This window comes from Streptomyces sp. NBC_01296, assembly GCF_035984415.1.
GTDB lineage: Bacteria > Actinomycetota > Actinomycetes > Streptomycetales > Streptomycetaceae > Streptomyces.
On sequence record NZ_CP130720.1, the window covers coordinates 5632431 to 5651557 of the forward strand.

General features: G+C 71.4%; 12 protein-coding genes and 1 pseudogene. 5 read left to right on the top strand and 8 right to left on the bottom strand.

Annotated features, from left to right (window positions below):
- The first annotated feature begins 10 nt into the window (after nucleotides 1-10).
- Entirely contained in the window at nucleotides 11-910 is a 900-nt protein-coding gene (locus tag OG299_RS25595; protein WP_327362746.1) for a LysR family transcriptional regulator, read from the top strand.
- A 106-nt stretch (nucleotides 911-1016) separates the two neighbouring features.
- Here the strand turns inward: OG299_RS25595 and pepN (OG299_RS25600) are convergent, their stop codons facing one another.
- Entirely contained in the window at nucleotides 1017-3596 is a 2580-nt protein-coding gene (gene pepN, locus OG299_RS25600) for an aminopeptidase N (protein ID WP_327362747.1), read from the bottom strand.
- 141 nt (nucleotides 3597-3737) lie between these two features.
- Between pepN (OG299_RS25600) and OG299_RS25605 the strand changes: the two genes are divergently transcribed.
- A complete protein-coding gene (locus OG299_RS25605) occupies nucleotides 3738-4259 on the top strand; it encodes a DUF1203 domain-containing protein (RefSeq protein ID WP_327362748.1) in 522 nt (173 codons plus the stop codon).
- A gap of 64 nt (nucleotides 4260-4323) precedes the next feature.
- Here OG299_RS25605 and OG299_RS25610 read toward each other — a convergent pair whose 3' ends face one another.
- A complete protein-coding gene (locus OG299_RS25610) occupies nucleotides 4324-5352 on the bottom strand; it encodes an aspartate-semialdehyde dehydrogenase (protein ID WP_266629216.1) in 1029 nt (342 codons plus the stop codon).
- A 260-nt stretch (nucleotides 5353-5612) separates the two neighbouring features.
- Between OG299_RS25610 and OG299_RS25615 the strand changes: the two genes are divergently transcribed.
- On the top strand, nucleotides 5613-7094 hold the full coding sequence (locus OG299_RS25615; RefSeq protein WP_327362749.1) for a M28 family metallopeptidase: 1482 nt from the start codon (nucleotides 5613-5615) through the stop codon (nucleotides 7092-7094).
- A gap of 90 nt (nucleotides 7095-7184) precedes the next feature.
- On the opposite strand, the gene OG299_RS25620 is transcribed toward OG299_RS25615, so the two are convergent.
- The 4 genes and pseudogenes from OG299_RS25620 to pepN (OG299_RS25635) form a co-directional block, all read right to left on the bottom strand.
- On the bottom strand, nucleotides 7185-10514 hold the full coding sequence (locus OG299_RS25620; protein WP_327362750.1) for a S8 family serine peptidase: 3330 nt from the start codon (nucleotides 10512-10514) through the stop codon (nucleotides 7185-7187).
- A 303-nt stretch (nucleotides 10515-10817) separates the two neighbouring features.
- A pseudogene (locus tag OG299_RS25625) lies at nucleotides 10818-11249 on the bottom strand (ABATE domain-containing protein); the annotation flags it as partial.
- 68 nt (nucleotides 11250-11317) lie between these two features.
- A complete protein-coding gene (locus tag OG299_RS25630) occupies nucleotides 11318-12277 on the bottom strand; it encodes a hypothetical protein (protein WP_327362751.1) in 960 nt (319 codons plus the stop codon).
- Between the two features lie 158 nt (nucleotides 12278-12435).
- The gene (gene pepN / locus OG299_RS25635) at nucleotides 12436-14994 is read right to left on the bottom strand and encodes an aminopeptidase N (RefSeq protein WP_327362752.1); all 2559 of its coding nucleotides are present in this window, start codon (nucleotides 14992-14994) and stop codon (nucleotides 12436-12438) included.
- A gap of 124 nt (nucleotides 14995-15118) precedes the next feature.
- Between pepN (OG299_RS25635) and OG299_RS25640 the strand changes: the two genes are divergently transcribed.
- A complete protein-coding gene (locus OG299_RS25640) occupies nucleotides 15119-15766 on the top strand; it encodes a mycothiol-dependent nitroreductase Rv2466c family protein (protein WP_266629226.1) in 648 nt (215 codons plus the stop codon).
- 130 nt (nucleotides 15767-15896) lie between these two features.
- On the opposite strand, the gene OG299_RS25645 is transcribed toward OG299_RS25640, so the two are convergent.
- Both OG299_RS25645 and OG299_RS25650 read right to left on the bottom strand, forming a co-directional pair.
- Entirely contained in the window at nucleotides 15897-16553 is a 657-nt protein-coding gene (locus OG299_RS25645) for a superoxide dismutase (protein ID WP_266629228.1), read from the bottom strand.
- A 185-nt stretch (nucleotides 16554-16738) separates the two neighbouring features.
- Complete coding sequence (locus OG299_RS25650) at nucleotides 16739-18148, bottom strand: amino acid permease (protein WP_327362753.1); 1410 nt, start codon at nucleotides 18146-18148, stop codon at nucleotides 16739-16741.
- Between the two features lie 167 nt (nucleotides 18149-18315).
- Between OG299_RS25650 and OG299_RS25655 the strand changes: the two genes are divergently transcribed.
- Nucleotides 18316-19098 (top strand): SDR family NAD(P)-dependent oxidoreductase, encoded by a 783-nt coding sequence (locus tag OG299_RS25655; RefSeq protein ID WP_327362754.1) that lies wholly within the window; start codon nucleotides 18316-18318, stop codon nucleotides 19096-19098.
- The last annotated feature ends 29 nt before the right edge of the window (nucleotides 19099-19127 follow it).

Genomic DNA, 19127 nt, shown 5'->3' on the forward strand with positions numbered 1-19127 from the left:
GTTCGGTCCCATGACCGAGTGGGACATCAAGAAGCTGCGGATCCTGCGTACCCTGGCCGACCGGGGGACCGTGACCGCGACGGCCGAGGCGCTGCACATGACGCCCTCGGCCGTTTCGCAGCAGCTGACCAACCTCGCACGGCAGTTGGGGGTGCCGCTGCTGGAGGCGCAGGGGCGCCGGGTCCGGCTCACGGACGCGGCGCAGCTCGTACTGCGGCATGCGGAGGCGGTGTTCGCGCAGCTGGAGCGGGCGGACGCCGAACTGGCCGGGTACCTGGCCGGGGACGCGGGGGAGGTCCGGATCGGGGCGTTCTCCACGGCCGTGCCGGTGCTGGTGGTCCCGGCGGTGGCGGCGCTGCGGCGGAGCCACCCGGGGGTGGAGGTGCGGGTACGGGAGACCGAGGCGGCGGAGTCGTACGAGCTGCTCTCGGCCGGGGCGGTCGACCTGGCCCTCTCGCTGGCGGCGCACGCCCCGACCGCCCGGGACCCGCGGTTCACCCGGCTGACGCTGATGGAGGACCCGCTGGACGTGGCCCTCCCGCCGGACCACCCGCTGGCGCAGGCCCCGGCCGTGCGGCTGGCGGACCTGTCCGGCGATCCGTGGATCTACGGGGGCAGCGGGCCGTGGCAGGAGATCGCCCGCAACGCCTGCGAGGCGGCCGGCTTCGTCCCGGAACAGGCGCACTCGGCATCCGGCTGGACCGCGATCCTGGCGATGGTGGAGGCCGGGATGGGCGTGGCGCTGGTCCCGCGCATGGTGTCGAGCCGGGCCTCGGGGGTGACGGTGCGGGTCCTGACCCACGACCGCCCGACCCGGCACGTCATCGCGGCCACGCGCCGGGGCTCGGAGTCCGCGCCGGCCGTGGCGCATGCACTGGCCGCACTCCGCGAAGCCGCCGCGGACCGCTAGGCCGTCTCTTCCGGATCTTGCCTCACCCGCGCCGCCCCCGCTGCGCGGAGCCCGGTGCCCGGCGGGCCCGGCCGGATGTGCTCGGCCGGGCCCGCCAGGGGTGGGGTCAGGCGGAGGCTGCGTCTGCCGCCTGGGCCTTCAGGGCGCGTTCCACGCCCGAGCGGGACTCCGAGACCAGGCGGCGCAGGGCCGCGTTCGGCTCCGCCGCGGCCAGCCACGCGTCCGTCGCCGCCAGGGTCTCCGGGGAGACCTGCAGCGACGGGTACAGGCCCACCGCGATCTGCTGGGCGATCTCGTGGCTGCGGTTCTCCCAGATCCCCTTGATCACCGCGAAGTACCTCTCGGTGTACGGGGCCAGCAGCTCGCGCTGGTCGGTCTGGACGAAGCCGCCGATCACGGCCTCCTGCACCGCGTTCGGCAGGTCCGCCGAGTCCACCACCGAGGCCCACGCCTCGGCCTTGGCCTCCGCCGTCGGACGCGCGGCCCGCGCGGTGGCCGCGTGGCGCTCGCCCGCCGCCGTACGGTCGCGCTCCAGCTCCGCCGCGATGGCCGGCTCGTCCAGCACACCCGTGGCGACCAGGCGCTCCAGGAACGCCCACCGCAGCTCGGTGTCGACGACCAGGCCCTCGATCTCCGCCGCACCGTCCAGCAGCGCGGACAGGTAGGTCAGCTGCCCCTCGGTGCGGGCCGTGGCCGCGAACGCGCGCGCCCACGCCAGCTGGTGGTCGCTGCCCGGCTCGGCGCCGCGCAGGTGCTCCAGCGTCGCTTCGGTCCAGGTCGCCAGGCCCTGCTCCCGCCACGCCGGGTCGGCGTACAGGTCGACGGCCAGCTTCACCTGCCGGTGCAGCGACTGGACGACGCCGATGTCCGACTCCTTGCCGATGCCCGACAGGACAAGGGCGAGGTAGTCGCGCGCGGCCAGTTCGCCGTCGCGGGTCATGTCCCACGCCGAGGCCCAGCACAGCGCCCGCGGCAGAGACTCGGTGAAGTCGCCCAGGTGTGCGGTGACGTTGGCGAGGGAGACCTCGTCCAGGCGGACCTTGGCGTACGACAGGTCGTCGTCGTTCAGCAGGACCACGGCCGGACGGGCCCGGCCGACCAGCTCCGGCACCTCCGTCAGCCCGCCGTCGATGTCCAGCTCGATCCGGTCCGTACGGACGAGCTTGCCGCCGTCCAGGTCGTACAGGCCGATCGCGATCCGGTGCGGCCGCAGGGTCGGCTCGCCCTTGGCGCCCACGGGCAGCGCCGGGGCCTCCTGGCGGACCGCGAACGCGGTGATGTTCCCGGCCGCGTCCGTCTCGATCGCGGGGCGCAGGATGTTGATGCCGGCCGTCTCCAGCCATGCCTTCGACCAGGTGGTCAGGTCGCGGCCCGAGGTCTCCTCGAGGGCGCCCAGCAGGTCCGACAGGCGCGTGTTCCCGAACGCGTGCGCCTTGAAATACGCCTGCACGCCCTTGAAGAAGGCCTCCGTGCCCACGTAGGCGACGAGCTGCTTGAGCACCGAGGCGCCCTTGGCGTACGTGATGCCGTCGAAGTTGACCATGACGTCGTCCAGGTCACGGATGTCGGCCATGATCGGGTGCGTGGACGGCAGCTGGTCCTGCCGGTACGCCCAGGTCTTCATCGAGTTGGCGAAGCTCGTCCACGCGTGCGGCCACTTCGTGCCCTCGGCGTACGCCTGGCAGGCGATCGAGGTGTACGTCGCGAACGACTCGTTCAGCCACAGGTCGTTCCACCACTCCATGGTGACCAGGTCGCCGAACCACATGTGCGCGAGCTCGTGGAGGATCGTCTCGGCGCGGCCCTCGTACGCCGCGTCCGTCACCTTCGAGCGGAAGACGTACTGGTCGCGGATGGTGACCGCGCCCGCGTTCTCCATCGCGCCCGCGTTGAACTCGGGGACGAAGAGCTGGTCGTACTTGGCGAACGGGTAGTCGTACGCGAACTTCTCCTGGAACCAGTCGAAGCCCTGACGCGTGACGGCGAAGATCGCGTCGGCGTCCAGGAACTCGGCGAGCGACGGCCGGCAGTAGATGCCGAGCGGCACCGACTGGCCGTTCGGGCCCTCGTACGAGCTGTGCACCGCGTGGTACGGGCCGACGATCAGCGCCGTGATGTACGTGGAGATGCGCGGCGTCGGTTCGAAGCGCCAGACGTTGTCCTTGACGTCCGCGGCCTCCGGCGTCGGGGAGTTCGAGATGACCGTCCAGCCCTCGGGGGCCGTCACGGTGAACCGGAACGTCGCCTTCAGGTCGGGCTGCTCGAAGCTGGCGAACACGCGCCGCGCGTCCGGCACCTCGAACTGGGTGTACAGGTAGGCCTGCTGGTCGACCGGGTCGACGAAGCGGTGCAGGCCCTCGCCCGTGTTGGTGTACGCGCAGTCCGCGACGACCTTCAGCTCGTTGGCCCCGGCCGCGAGGTGGTTCAGCGCGATGCGCGAGTCCCGGAAGACCTCGGCCACGTCCAGCGACTTGCCGTTCAGGACGACCTCGTGCACGGCCGGAGCGACCAGGTCGATGAAGGTCTCCGCGCCCGCCTCGGCGGACTCGAAGCGCACGGTGGTCACGGAGGGGTACGTGCCGCCCTCCTGCGCCCCGCTCAGGTCGAGGTCGATCTCGTACGAGTCGACGCTGAGCAGCTTCGCCCGCTGCTGAGCCTCTTCACGGGTCAGATTCGTGCCAGGCACGCGTTCATCTCCTTTGATGGTGACGTTGCCCCGCCATCCTTCCACGTGGCGCAGACCAAGCGCCCGGGAGTAATCCACGGGCGAAACGCGGCGTCCGATTTCCGCCAGCTTCGCCGGGTCCGGGCGTGCACGCTGGACGGCATGACCACGCATCCGGCGCCCCGACCGGCGCTCCACGCCGTACGCCCCCTCACCCCCGCCGCCCTCGCCGGCCTGCGCGTCCGTGACGACGCGGGCCAGCCCTGCCTGCCCTACGAGGACCCCGAGGGCGGAGCCCCGCTGCGCTGCTGCCTGCGCCGCAGCAGCCCCGGGGAGCGGATCGCCCTCGTCTCGTACGCGCCGCTGCGCCGCTGGGCCGCCGAGACCGGCGCCGACCCGGGTGCGTACGACGAGCAGGGCCCGGTGTTCATCCACGCCGCCGACTGCGGCGGCCCGTCCGGGGCCCCCGGCTACCCCTTCGCCTCCCGCGGCGCCTTGCGCACGGCGCGCCGCTACGGCGCCGGGGGCCGCATCCTCGGCGGCTGCTCCCTGTCCCTCGGCGAGGACCCGGACGCGGTGCTGGAGGAGGCCCTGGCGGAGGCCTTCGCCGACCCTGAGGTCGCCCTCGTGCACGTCCGCGCCACCGAGTTCGGCTGCTTCCTCTTCGAGGCCCGCAGGCCCTGACGGCCGGCGGGAACGCGTAAGGGGCGGCACCAGCCGGTGCCGCCCCCTACGCGTGGTCGAACGCTCAGCCGCGCAGTTCCTCGGCGACGAGCTCGGCGATCTGGACCGCGTTCAGCGCCGCGCCCTTGCGCAGGTTGTCGTTCGAGAGGAACAGCGCGAGGCCGTTCTCGACCGTCTCGTCGACGCGGATGCGGCCGACGTACGAGGCGTCCTTGCCCGCCGCCTGCAGGGGGGTCGGGATCTCCGAGAGCTCGACGCCCGGGGCGTCCCCCAGCAGCTCGTACGCGCGCTCCACGCTGATCGGGTTCGCGAAGCGGGCATTGACCTGGAGGGAGTGGCCGGAGAAGACCGGCACGCGCACGCAGGTGCCGGAGACCTTGAGCTCCGGGATCTCCAGGATCTTGCGGGACTCGTTGCGGAGCTTCTGCTCCTCGTCGGTCTCGAAGGAGCCGTCGTCGACGAGGTTGCCCGCGAGCGGGACCACGTTGTACGCGATGGGGCGCTTGTAGACGGCCGGCTCCGGGAAGTCCACGGCGCCGCCGTCGAAGGTCAGCTGGTCGGCGGCCTCGGAGACGGCACAGGCCTGGCCCTTGAGCTCGGCCACGCCCGCCAGGCCGGAGCCGGAGACGGCCTGGTAGGTGGTGGCGACCATCGAGGTCAGGCCGGCCTCGTCGTGCAGCGGGCGCAGCACCGGCATCGCGGCCATGGTGGTGCAGTTCGGGTTCGCGATGATGCCCTTGGGGCGGTTCTTGATCGCGTGCGGGTTGACCTCGGAGACGACGAGCGGCACGTCGGGGTCGCGGCGCCAGGCGGAGGAGTTGTCGATCACGACCGCGCCCTGGGAGGCGACCTTCTCGGCGAGGGCCTTGGAGGTGGCGCCGCCCGCGGAGAAGAGCACGATGTCCAGGCCGGAGTAGTCGGCCGTGGAGGCGTCCTCGATGGTGATCTCCTTGCCCTCCCACTCGAGGGTCGAGCCCGCGGAACGGGCCGAGGCGAACAGCCGCAGCTCGTCCACCGGGAACTTGCGCTCGGCGAGGATGCCGCGCATGACTGCGCCGACCTGACCGGTGGCTCCGACGATTCCGACCCTCACGGTGACTCCTTTTGCTCCGTACGACGCGTGCGCGCGTGAAGCCATCATGCGTTCGACCCCACGAGGCTTGTCCAATCCATTGTCCGAGGAACGGACGGTGTCTCGGATGTGAACCCGCGTGGCGAGTTCGTGGCGGGAGTGTTGCACGGCGGCTGAACACCCGTTTTGCCTGGTCGGAGCCGGTTAGCGTCCGGTCTGTCGTGACCGTTATCCGGACACGGTCGACCGCAGAACGAACCACCGATTCGGGGAGATCCACCGTGCGCGCCATCCGCCACCGCCGCCGGTCCATACCGGCGCTCGCCGCCCTCGCGGCCGCCGCCGTCGCCGCACCCGTCCTGCTGACCGCCACTCCGGCGGCCGCCCACCCGCGCGAGGGCCGGCTGGCCAAGGAACTGGTGGAGGAGGTCACCGCCAAGGGCGCCTCCCGCCACCTGAAGAAGTTCCAGCAGATCGCCGACGCCAACGGCGGCAACCGCGCCGCCGGCACGCCGGGCCACGCCGCCTCCGCCGCCTACGTGTACGACACGCTGAAGAAGGCCGGCTACCAGGTCTCGTACCAGGACTTCGACGTCTACGAGGCGCACACGAAGGCGGAGCGGACCACCGTCCTCGGCCAGGACTCCCGCGAGCTGGCGACCGCCGCCTTCACCTTCACCACGTCGACCCCGGCCGGCGGCCTGGCCGCGCCGCTCGCCCTGGCCCGGGTCGACGAGACCCCCGGCTGCACCGCCGACGACTACCCGGCGGGCGCCTTCGCCGGGAAGATCGCCCTGGTCAAGAGGGGCGCGTGCACCTTCGTGGAGAAGCAGCGGGCCGCCGCCGAGGCCGGCGCGCTCGGCGTGATCGTCTACAACCACAGCGGCACCACCCCGGTGCGCGGCGGGTTCTCCTCGCCCGCCGAGGGGGTCATCCCGAGCGCCGGCATCACGCTGGCCGACGGCGAGGCGCTGACCGCGGCCGCCGCCAAGGGCGAGGTGCGGGTCCGCCTGGACCTCGACCAGGAGCACGTCAGGAAGACCACCCGCAACGTGATCGCCGAGACCAGGGGCGGCCGCTCCGACCGCGTGGTGACCCTGGGCGCCCACCTGGACTCCGTACCCGAGGGCCCGGGCATCAACGACAACGGCTCCGGCTCGGCCGGTCTGCTGGAGGTCGCCCTGAAGCTCGCCGACGAGGACGCCGACAAGAAGGGCAAGGGGCCCGCCAACAAGGTGCGCTTCGCCTGGTGGTCGGCGGAGGAGCTGGGTCTGCTGGGCTCCGAGCACTACGTGGCGCAGCTGTCCGAGAAGCAGAAGAAGGACATCGCGCTCTACCTGAACTTCGACATGATCGCCTCGCCCAACCCGGTCCAGTTCGTCTACGACGGCGACGACTCGGACAAGACCGGCGAGGGCGCCGGCCCGGCCGGCTCGGCGCAGATCGAGGCGCTCATCAACGGCTTCCTCGACAAGAAGGGCAAGCCCCACGAGGGCAGCGACTTCGACGGCCGCTCGGACTACGGCCCGTTCATCGCGAACGGCATCCCGGCCGGCGGCACCTTCACCGGCGCCGAGGGCGTCAAGACCGCCGAGCAGGCCCGGCGTTACGGCGGCGCGGCCGGGGCCCCGTACGACCCGAACTACCACGGGGCGGGCGACACCCTGGAGAACCTCGACCTGAAGGCCTTCGACACCAACCTGGACGTCATCGCCCACGCGGTCGGCACGTACGCCCAGGACCTGAGCTCGCTGGGCAAGTAGCCGGCGGGCGGCCTCGAAGGGGGAACGGCGAAGGGGCGGGCGCCCGATCCGGGCGCCCGCCCCTCCGTCATGCGATCAGCCGGTCATCCGTTACGGGGTGACCTTCTCGATCTGGACGCTGCCGGTGCTGGCGGCGGTGCCGCGGGCGTTGAGCAGCTTGACCTCGCCGAAGAACTGACGGCCCTCGGGGGCCGGAGCGGAGGCGAGGACGTTCGCCGTGACGGACGCCGAGGCACCGTTGGCGAGGTTCACCGCGGCGCCCTCGTCGACCTGGACGGAGCCCAGGGCGGACGAGAAGTACACGTCGCGGTAGTTGAACGTGGTGGACCCGGACGGAACGGCGTAGCCGTCCACCTGGATGGTGTAGGTGCCGGCGGCCGGGTTGAGCAGGGTCACGGCCTCCTCGGAGTCGCCGTCGGCGGAGGAGCCGACCTTCACGCCGTCCTTGAGGACGGTGAGGTCGAGGTCGGCACCGGTGTCGGAGACACCGCCGATGGCCACGTCCAGGCGGGAGACGCCCTCACCGATGGTGACGGTGCTCGTCTGGGTCTCGCCGTTCGCGATGGTCGGCTTGGCGACCTTCGCGGAACCGAGCGGGCCGCCCTGGAGCTTGCCGCCGGAGATGGCGGCGGCGTCGTTCTTGATGGTCCACTGGACCGGGGCCGGGGTCCCCTGCTTCACCTCGGGCAGGACCTTGACCGCCGGGTCGAAGGCCGCGCCGAGGACGCTGACGTCCAGCTTGAACGGGTTGTCGAGCAGCGGCGACGTACGGCGCGACTCGACCTCGATCTCCCAGACGCCCGGCTGCGGGTTCTCGTACGAGCGCAGGTCGGGGCGGCACTTGTTGGCCGGGTTGTCGTAGTTCGGGTAGCACATGGTGGTCGCGCTGTCCTCGACGCCCACACCGTACGGGTGGATCGAGATGAAGCGCGTCTGGCTGCCCGCCGCGAGACCGCCGAGGGCGACCTCGAGGGACTTCGCACCCTGCGGAACGGTCACGAAGTACGACTTGTGGCTGTTGCGCTGGACCGAGGAGGTGTCCGACATCGTGAACGACGGCTTCGCCAGCGGCGTGGAGGCGACGACCGTGGTCAGGATCTGCTTGTCGATGCCCTCGGTGGTCTCGTCGTCCAGCTGCAGGATGCCGCTGTGGACGCCGGCCGACTTCGCGTTGGCCTCGACCTTGATGGTGACCGGCTTGTTCAGCGGCAGCGTGACGTAGTCGTAGCCGCCGACGACCTTGAACGTGCCGTCGTTGTTGCGCCAGGTCAGGTTGTGCCGGGTGCCGTACTTGACGCCCGTGGTGCGGGTGACGACGACGTCGTAGACCTTCTTCTGGCCGACCTTGAGGCCGCCCTCGCGGTCGTAGACGCCGGTACCGAAGCCCGGGGTCTTCAGGAACTGGTCGATCGCGGTGTCGACCGGGGCCTTGACGGTGAACTCGTTGGCCTTGGCGCCGCGCTGGAGGGACTCCCACGCGTCGACGATGTTGATCAGGCCCGAGCCCTGGGCGTGCGCCGGGACGTCGGCGATCTTCTTCGCGGTGCTGGTCAGCGCCACGCGCAGGCTCGCCGGGGTGACCGTCATGTGCTGCTGCTTGGCGGCCGAGAGCAGCAGGGCGCTGGCGCCCGTCGCCTGCGGCGAGGACATCGAGGTGCCCTGCAGCATCGAGTAGCCGGCCGGGAGGTTGTAGCCGGCCTCCTTCACCGGGGAGCCGGGCAGCCAGGTCTGCGTGGTGTTGATGGCCGCGCCGGGGGCGGTGATGGTCGGCGTGAAGCCGCCGTCCTCACGCGGACCGCGCGAGGAGAACGGGAACATGTCGTACTTCTTGGTCACGCCGGAGCCGTAGTTGGCGGCCCAGGTCTCCTTGGAGACCGCGGCACCCACGGAGATGACCTTGTCCGCGAGACCGGGGTCGCCGATGGTGTTGACACCGGGGCCCTCGTTGCCCGCCGAGATGACGAGCTGGACACCGTAGGTGTCGATGAGGTTCTTGTAGAGCTCGGCGCGGGCGTTGTTGCCGTCGTTCAGCGCCGGCAGGCCGCCGATGGACATGTTGACGATGTCCACACCGCGGTTGACGACGAGGTCGATCATGCCCTCGGTCAGCGCGACGTTGGTGCAGCCGCCGGACCAGGAGCAGGCGCGGGAGGAGACGATCTTCGCGCCGGGCGCCTCGCCGTTCATCTTGCCGCCGAAGAGGCTGTTGGCGGCGGTGATGCCGGCGACGTGCGTGCCGTGCTCGGACTCGATGATGCCGATGTTGACGAAGTCGGCCTTCTTGCCGACCCAGTCCCCGCCGAGCGGGTCCATCGGGACGTCCTTGCGGATCTGGATCACGAACGGGATGCGCTCGGCGACGTCGGTCGCCGGGTTGTCCGTGCCGAAGTAGCCGATCTGGTAGCCGTCCTTGTACGGCTTCATCGGCTCGTTGTTCGTGAAGTCGCCGTCCTGGTCGGTGTCGACGCGGACGGTGCCGGCGGCGGCGTCGTAGAGCATGCCGAACCGGTCGGTGGTGTCCCCGTCCCGGTTGACGTCGCCCTTCGCGTCACCGGTGGCGGTGATCGACTCGCTGAACCGGCTCCACTGGTACGAGCCCTCCGGAGCCTTCCAGCTCTGGCCGCCCGCGCTGAAGGTGCCGCCCGCGGCCGTGACCGGGGTGATCTGCGCGCGCCAGGTGGCGTCGTTGTCCGTGATCGGGTCGGTCGCGGTGACCCAGTCGACGATCTTGCGCTCGCCCGTGGTGGTCTTCTGGAGCGCCGGGTGGCCGAGGTCGACGCCGGAGTCCAGGATGCCGATGGTCACGCCGCGGCCGTCGGCCTGCGGGTTCTTGGCGACGAAGTCCACCGCACCGGTCTCGAAGGACGGGTTGTACGGGTTCTTCGCGGGGGTGTTCTTGTCCGGCCCCGGGTAGGTCTCGGAGGCGGTCTTCTTCGCCGAGCTCGATTCCTTGCCGCCGTCCGGGCGGGGGTCCGACAGCTGGATCTCGTGCTTGAGGTCCATGGCGTGCACCGAGGACAGCTTGGCGGCCGCCTTCAGCGCGGCCTCGGCCTTGCCGGTGGGCAGCGTGGCCCGCACGTAGCCGAGCTTGTCGTTCGTCTGGCCGACCGAGGCGCCCTGGACCGCACCGAGCTGGTCCGCGACCTGCTTGGTCTGGCCGGGGGCGGTGGCCACCATGACGGTGACGGTCGCGTCACCCTTGGCCTTGGCGTCCTGAAGCAGCTCGGCGTCCGCCGAACCCATCTTCTGGTCGGCGGACTTGACGGCCGGGCCGGTGCCCGGGGTGCCGGCTGCGGGGCCGGTGGCCGCGAACACGGGCATCGCGCCCGCGGTCGCGAGTGCGGCGACCAGACCGGCCGCGGCCGCGACGCGTGCAACGCGTCTGGCCCCGGATATGGAGCTGGGGGATTCGAGGGTCATCAGCATCCCTGGATAAGTGAAAGATACGGTCCGGATTTCGGTGCCGGATGACCGGTCAGCTTTGCGCAAGTGACAGCTCTTTGGGGAGCGTTGTCTTGACCGAGACCTGCCATGGCGGACTCCCGCCAGCTCAGGCGATGTGCCATCAAGGCCGTACCGGGGCGTACTCGTACGAATCACAGGGGTTGGAGAGTTGCTTTGTCGACTTCCCGACCTCTTGGCGGAGGCGGGTCGGTATCCGGTCTCAGACCGGGTGTGACAACTTCCGGCTTCTCAGCGCTCGCGCGTGCGCGCGTAGTGCTCGCGGATCCGCTCGGGCGCAGAGACGAGTAGGTCCAGGTAGTCGCGGGCGGCCGTCCAGGCCGGACCCCAGGTCGGGTCGTCGAACTCGGCCCGCTCGCCCGGGCCCTCGGCGGTCAGGGTGATCCGGATCCGCCCGTGCTCCAGGACGGCGTCGATCAGGGCGCGCGCACTCGCGTCGGCCGGGTCCGCGACGGCGCGGGCCAGCGCCTCGCGGGCGGTCAGCAGGTGGACGAGGGTCGCGGCGTCGGCGCGGAAGCGGTCGGCCAGACCGGTGGTGCGCAGCCAGATCGCGAGCCCCTCGACCCGGGTCAGCCCGAAGGCCCCGGCGAAGAGGTCGGCGGGGCCGCCGTCCTGGGTCCAGCGCGTGTTCAGCAGGTCCAGGGCGATCGGTCCGCCCGTCAGCGGGCGGGGGTCCGCCGCCTCTGTCGCCATTCCGCCGCTCCTCCGTGCCCGCCTGCAGATCCGCCGAGCGTACGTGACCGGCCCGTGCCGGTCGCCCCTCACCGGGGGAGTACGACCAGGTAGGCGGCGGGCTCGCGGTCGGCGGAGGCCGTCAGCGCGGTCCGGACGACCGCGGCCTGCTGCTCGGGCCAGTCTCGGAGCTTGCGCGGGGTGATGTGCAGGACGGTCACCCCGAGCCGCTCCAGGGTCTCCCGCTTGCGGACGGCCTCCGAGAACTGCTCGTCCTCGCCCTGCCGGGGCGCGCGGGTGTCGATCTCCACGGCGACGGCCTGCTCGGGCCAGAACGCGTCGACCCCGCCCAGGTGCGGCCCGCCGGGCAGGCGCAGTTCCACGTTCCAGACCGGCTCGGGCAGCTCGTAGCCCCGTACGAGCTGGTACAGCCGGTCCTCGGCGATGGCCCGGCCCTCGGCGAGCAGGGACTCGACGGCGTCCACCACGTGGGAGCGATTCAGCAGCCGGGCCACCGTCAGCTCCCGTACGACGGCGGCGGGTTCGCAGTGCCCCGCGCGCACGGCCTCGCTCAGCAGGCGGCGTACGGTGCCCGCGTCGGAGAGCTGGGCGACGGCGTCGGCCAAGGCCCGGGCCACGGGCGCGACGGGCAGACCGGTCACCTGCTGCGCGCGGGGCGGGGTGTGCGACCGCACGATCCGTACGGCGGCGACGGAGCGGAGCCGGCGGGTGTGGGGCACCAGCACGTCGATCTGCGCGAGGGCCGTCAGTGCGGGGGCGGAGCCGAAGCCGTACAGCGCGAGGGCGGCCAGCCCGGTGATCATGGCCTCGCCGCCGCGGCGGCTCGCGTACAGCAGGGCGGCGTGCAGGCGCTCCTCGCTGGTCGCGGCGCCCGGGTGGAGCAGGAACACCCCCGGCAGGATCTCCCGCCAGGGCCGCGCGGCGGCGTCGGAGGCGCTCACGCCGTGCTCGCGGAGCTGGGCCAGGCTCAGCACGAGGGGGCGGGTGCCGGTGAGGTGGGCCAGGGGGAGGGGTGCGTTGTGGTTCATGCGGCGGAGATTCCCGCTCGCCCCGGCCCCGCTAACCCCTGTTACGTTCCCGTCGACAAATCCGGACAAGCCCGCACTAAAGTACGGCCGTTCGAAGGCCGATACCGCCGTTCGCTTCCGTCGGCGGGGCCGGAGATCCGGCCCCGCCGACGGACCGGCTACACCGAAGCGGCCGCCGCGTCGCAGGCCTGCGCGCGCAGGGCCCGGGCCAGGTCGTCACGGGCTTCCAGCACCAGGCGGCGCAGCGCCGGCGGAGCCGACGCGTGGGCCGACAGCCAGGCGTCCGTCGCGGCCAGCGTGGCCGGCGAGTCCTCCAGCGACGGGTACAGCCCCTTCACCACGTGCATGCCGATCTGGATCGAACGCTCCGCCCAGATCCGTTCGATCACCTCGAAGTAGCGCTCCGCGTAAGGCGCCAGCAGCGCCCGCTGCGAAGGCTGCTGCATACCGGCGATCGTCGCCTCCACGAGCGCGTTCGACAGCGCGTCGGATTCGACCACCACCGCCCACGCCTGGTCCTTGACCGCCTCGGAGGGCCGCGCCGCCAGGCACCGCACCTGGTGCCGCTTGCCCGACGCGGTGTCGTCCCGCACCAGTTCCGCCGCCAGCGCGGCCTCGTCCACGGCGCCGTGCGCGGCCAGCGGCAGCAGGAAGTCCCACCGCAGCTCCTGGTCCACGTCCAGCCCGTCGATCCGCGCCGACCCGTCCAGCAGCCCCAGCAGCAGCTGGAAGTCGCCCTCCGTCGCCGCGCTCGCCGCGAAGAAGCGGGCCCAGGTCAGCTGGTGCTCCGACGCCGGCTCCGCCAGCCGCAGCTCCTGCAGCGCGACCGCCGACAGCATCCGGCCGCCCTGCTCGCGCCAGTCGGCCGCCGCGTAGTGCGTGACCGCGGTCAGCGCCTGCGCGTGCACCATCTGCAGCACGCCGACGTCGCTCTCGCGGCCTGCGTGGGCCAGCACCAGCGAGACGAAGTCGCGCGCCGGCATCAGCCCGTCCCGCGTCAGGTTCCACAGCGCCGACCAGCACAGCGCCCGCGCCAGCGGATCCGCCACGTCCCCCAGCCGCACCCGCAGGGTCTCCAGCGAGCCCTCGTCGAAGCGCATCTTGCAGTAGGTGAGGTCCTCGTCGTTGACGAGCACCAGGTCGGGCCGCTCCTGCCCGGCCAGCTCCGCCACCACCGTCGAGGCCCCCGCCACGTCCGCCTCGGCCTGCGCGTAGCGCACCAGCGCGACGTCCTCCAGCCGGTACAGGCCGACCGCGACCCGGTGGGGGCGAAGCTCCTGGCCCTCCTGGACCACCGCCAGCTCGGTCACCCGGCCGCCCGCGTCGTACGTCACCACCGGCGTCAGCACGTTCACGCCGGCCGTCTGCAGCCACGCCCGCGACCACTCGGCCATGTCCCGCCCGGAGACCTCCCCGAGCACCGCCAGCAGGTCGTCCAGCGTGGTGTTCCCGTACGCGTTGGCCTTGAAGTAGCGCCGCGCGCCCTCGAGGAACGCGTCCCGCCCCACGTACGCCACCAGCTGCTTGAGCACCGCCGCGCCCTTGGCGTACGTGATGCCGTCGAAGTTGAGCTTCGCGTCCTCCAGGTCACGGATGTCGGCCGTGATCGGGTGCGTGGAGGGCAGCTGGTCGGCCCGGTACGCCCACGCCTTGCGGCTGTTGGCGAAGGTCACCCACGCCTGGTCGAAGCGGGTCGCCTCCACCTGCGAGAAGGAGCCCATGAAGTCCGCGAAGGACTCCTTCAGCCACAGGTCGTCCCACCACTTCATGGTGACGAGGTCGCCGAACCACATGTGGGCCATCTCGTGCAGGATCGTGTTGCAGCGGCGCTCGTACGCGGCCCGCGTCACCTTGCCGCGGAAGATGTACTCCTCGCGGAAGGTCACCATCCCCGGGTTCTCCATCGCGCCCAGGTTGTACTCGGGCACGAAGGCCTGGTCGTACTTCCCGAAGGGGTACGGGTAGTCGAAGTGCTCGTGGAAGAAGTCGAAGCCCTGCTTGGTGACCAGGAAGACGTCGTCCGCGTCGAAGTGCTTCGCCAGCCCCTTGCGGCACATCGCGCCCAGCGGGATCGTCAGGTCTCCGCGCGTGTAGGTGTCCGTCACGTAGTGGTACGGGCCCGCCACCACGCACGTGATGTACGTGGAGATCGGCGCGGTCTCGGCGAACCGCCGCGTCCGGCCCTCGCGGGACTCCTCCGCGCCGTTGCTCCAGACCTGCCAGCCCTCCGGCGCGGTCACCTCGAAGCGGTAGGGCGCCTTCAGGTCGGGCTGCTCGAAGTTCGCGTACACCCGCCGGGCGTCGGCCGGCTCGTACTGCGTGTAGAGGTAGACCTCGCCGTCCTCCGGGTCCACGAAGCGGTGCATGCCCTCGCCCGTCCGGCTGTACGCGCAGTTCGCGTCCACCACGAGAACGTTCTCGGAGGCCAGCCCGGCCAGGGTGATCCGCGCCCCGTCGAAGACGGCGGCCGGGTCCAGTGCGCGCCCGTTGAGTGTGACGGAGTTCACCGACGGGGCGACGAGGTCCGCGAAGGAGGCCGAGCCCGGGGCCGCGGCCCGGAAGCGGATCGTGGTCACCGAGCGGAAGGTCCGGGGGCCTTCGGCCGGTTCGGCCTCGTCCACGGCGGAACTCAGGTCGAGGACCACCTCGTACCCGTCGACGGACAGCAGCTCGGCCCGCTCGCGGGCCTCGTCACGGGACAGATTCTCTCCGGGCACGTGCACTCCTTCGTGCGTGATCGCGATACCTGATCGAATCCTCCCACGGGGGAATGCGGAAGGTCCTGGCCTGGTTGGCGAGGGGGAACAGGACGCGCGGTACCCAAGCGACACGAGGAGAGACATGGCCGACACCCAGGTGCGAGAGAAGACCCCGGTCGACTTCTGGTTCGACCCGCTCTGCCCCTGGGCCTGGATGACGTCCCGCTGGATGCTGGAGGTCGAGAAGGTCCGCGACGTCGAGGTGCGCTGGCACGTGATGAGCCTCGCCGTCCTCAACGAGAACAAGCTCGACGAACTGCCCGAGCGCTACCGCGAAATCCTCGGCCCCAAGGGCTGGGCGCCGGTCCGTGTGGTCATCGCGGCCCAGCAGAAGCACGGTGACGAGATCACCGGCAAGCTCTACACCGCGCTCGGCACCCGGATCCACAACGAGGACAAGGGTGCGACCCGCGAGGTCATCGCCGAGGCGCTGGAGGAGGTCGGCCTGCCGGCCGAGCTGCTCGCCTACGCCGACTCCGACGAGTACGACCAGGTGCTGCGCGACTCCCACAACAACGGCATCGAGCGCGTCGGCCAGGAGGTCGGCACCCCGGTCATCTCCGTGCCCGGCGCCGAGGGCGACGAGGTGGCCTTCTTCGGGCCGGTCGTCACCCCGACCCCGCGCGGCGAGGCCGCGGCCCGGCTGTGGGACGGCACCCTGTTGGTCGCCTCCACCCCCGGCTTCTACGAGATCAAGCGCACCCGTACCAAGGGCCCGATCTTCGAGTAGGCCTCCCGGGACGCAGAAAGTACGGAAGACCCCCGCAAGTCACGTCCTTGCGGGGGTCTTCCGCTGGACACGCCCGCACGCGAAGGCTGAGAAGACGATCACGAGGCGGGCGGGCTCGGTGGGGCCGTGATCAGCCCTTGGCGGGGATCAGCAGCGGGGTGTTCGCCTTGGCGTCGGCGTAGCGCTTGGCCACGTCCTGCCAGTTGACCACGTTCCACATGGCCTCGATGAAGTCCACCTTCTGGTTCTTGTACTGCAGGTAGAAGGCGTGCTCCCAGGCGTCGAAGACCAGGATCGGCACCGAGGCCTGGCCGACGTTGCCCTGGTGGTCGTAGATCTGCTCGACGAGCAGGCGGCCGCTGACCGGCTCGTACGCGAGCACGCCCCAGCCGGAGCCCTGCGTGGCGGAGGACGCGAACGTCAGCTGCTTCCTGAACTTCGCGAAGGAGCCGAAGGACTCGGTGATGGCGTCCGCGAGCTCGCCGATGCCGTCCGCGGCGGCGGGCTCGCCGCCGCCCTCACCGGTCTTCGGGCTGGCCATGTTGTGCCAGTAGATGCTGTGCAGGATGTGGCCGGAGAGGTGGAAGGCCAGGTTCTTCTCCAGGCCGTTCAGCGCGCCCCAGTTCTCCTTGTCGCGCGCCTCCTCCAGCTGCTCCAGCGTGGTGTTGGCGCCGGCGACGTAGGCCGCGTGGTGCTTGTCGTGGTGCAGCTCGATGATCTGCGGGTTGATCACCGGCTCGAGCGCCGCGTAGTCGTACGGAAGCTCAGGAAGCGTGTAGATGGCCATGCGTGTTATCCGGTCCCCTCGGCGTGCCAACTGCTTATTGCAATCAATGCGCAACTGCACGCTAGCAGTATCTATTCCGGTGATCACGTAAGGGTTGCCTGACCTCGTCGGGTGGGCCCCGGGTACGACGAAGGCGCTCCCCGTGCCCGGTGGCAAGGAGAGCGCCTTCGTCGTACGAGGGCCGGTCAGGCCCGGGCCGCGGCCCGGCGCTGCATCAGGTAGCCGGTCGCCGCGAGGGCGAGGGTGAGGCCGCCGGTGAACACCACCTGGACCCGGGTGTCCTCGCCCATGACCATCAGCACCAGGACCCCGGCCACCCCGGCCAGCGCCACCCAGGTCAGGTACGGGAAGCCCCACATCTTCACGACCAGCTTCTCGGGGGCCTCCCGCTCCAGCCGGCGCCGCAGCACGAACTGCGAGACGGCGATGAAGCCCCAGACGACGAGGATGACCCCGCCGACCATGTTCAGCAGCCAGGCGAACAGGGTGTCCGGGTACCAGTACGAGAGCAGCACGGTGACGAAGCCGAACCCGCAGGAGACGAGCACCGCGCGGCGCGGCACCCGGCCGCTGACCTTGCCCAGCGCCTTGGGGCCCTGGCCGCGGGAGACGAGCGAGTGGGCCATCCGCGAGGAGCCGTAGATGTTGGCGTTCATCGCCGACAGCAGGGCGATCAGGATGACCACGTTCATGATCTCGCCGGCGGCCGGGATGCCCAGGTGGTCCAGGGTGGCCGCGTACGGGCCCTCCCCGGTCACCGCCGGGTCGTTCCACGGCAGCAGCGTGACGATGACCAGCATGGAGCCGACGTAGACGATCGCGATCCGCCACATGGTGGTCTTCACCGCCCGGGCCACGCCCTTGACGGGGTCGTCGGACTCGGCGGCCGCGATGGTCACCGTCTCCAGGCCGCCGTACGCGACGACCGAGGCCAGCAGTCCGACCAGCAGGCCGTCCATGCCGTTCGGCAGGAACCCGCCGTCGTGCAGCAGGTTGGCGGCGCCGGGGGAGGAGGTGCCGGGCAACAGGCCGAGGACGGCCAGCACGCCCAGGCCCAGGAACAGCGCGATCGCACCGATCTTGAGGGCGGCGAACCAGAACTCGAACTCGCCGAAGTGGGAGACGGCGGCCAGGTTGGTGCCGCAGAACAGGGCCATGAAGGCCAGCACCCACATCCATGACGGAGTGCCGGGGAACCAGCCGGTCATGATGTGCGCCGCGCCGATCGCCTCGATGGCCACGCCCACGCACAGCAGCGTCCAGAACATCCAGCCGGCCGTGAACCCGGCCCACGGGCCGATCGCCCGGTCCGCGTGCACGGAGAACGAGCCGGAGGCGGGATTCGCGGCGGACATCTCGCCGAGCATCCGCATCACGAACATCACGAGCAGCCCGGACGCGGCGTACGCGATCACGATCGAGGGACCCGCGGCGGCGATGCCGGCGCCCGAGCCGACGAAGAGGCCGGCGCCGATGACACCGCCGAGGGCGATCATCGAGAGGTGGCGCTGCTTGAGGCCGTTGCCGAGGGGGGATCCGGCGCCGCCCGAGGGCGGCGCGTCCTGGGCGCGGGGCGCGGTGGATGTCTGGCTCATGGAGGTGTTGCCTGTCCGGTGTGCGGGTGGACGGGAGGAAGTGCCCCAGTCTCACCCGTGTCCGATCATCGGACGCTAGGTGTCCGCTATTCGGACAGCAGGATGACCGCCGGTGATCATCCCCGTACGCTCGAGAGAGGGCGCCGGACACGGGGACAGGAGGCCGAATGGGCCACGACATACGGGAATTGGCGGCGACGGGCCGCGGCGTACTGGTCACCGGAGCCTCCCGGGGCATCGGGCGGGCCGTCGCCACCGCCTTCGCCCGGCAGGGCGACCGGGTCGCCGTGCACTGCACCGCCCGCCGGGCGGACGCCGAACGGACCCTCGCCGAGCTGCCCGGGGACGGCCACGTCCTGCTCACCGGCGACCTCGCCGACCCCGCGCAGGTGGCGGACCTGGCCGCCGCTGCCGAGGAGGCGCTCGACGGTGTGGACGTACTCGTCAACAACGCCGCCGTCATGGTCCCGCACCCGCTGCCCACCACCTCGTACGCCGACTGGCAGGAGGCCTGGCAGCACACCGCCGCGGTCAACCTGTTCGGCGCTGCCAACCTCATGCACTGCGTCGCCCGCCGCATGATCGACGGCCAACGCGCGGGCCGCATCGTCAACATCGGCTCGCGCGGCGCCTTCCGGGGCGAGCCCGACCATCCGGCCTACGGTGCCACCAAGGCGGCCCTGCACGCCCTCGGCCAGTCCCTCGCCGTCTCCCTGGCCCCGCACGGCATCGCGGTCTCGGCCGTCGCGCCCGGCTTCGTGGCCACCGAGCGCGTCGCCGGCCGGCTCGACGGCGAGGAGGGCGAACGCATCCGCGCCCAGAGCCCCTTCGGCCGGGTCGGCACCCCCGAGGAGGTCGCCGCCGCGGTCCTCCACCTCGCCTCGCCCGCGGCGGCCTGGAGCTCGGGCACCGTCCTCGACGTCAACGGCGCCTCGTACCTGCGCACCTGACGCCCGCGCCCCCGTACCCGGCACCCCGC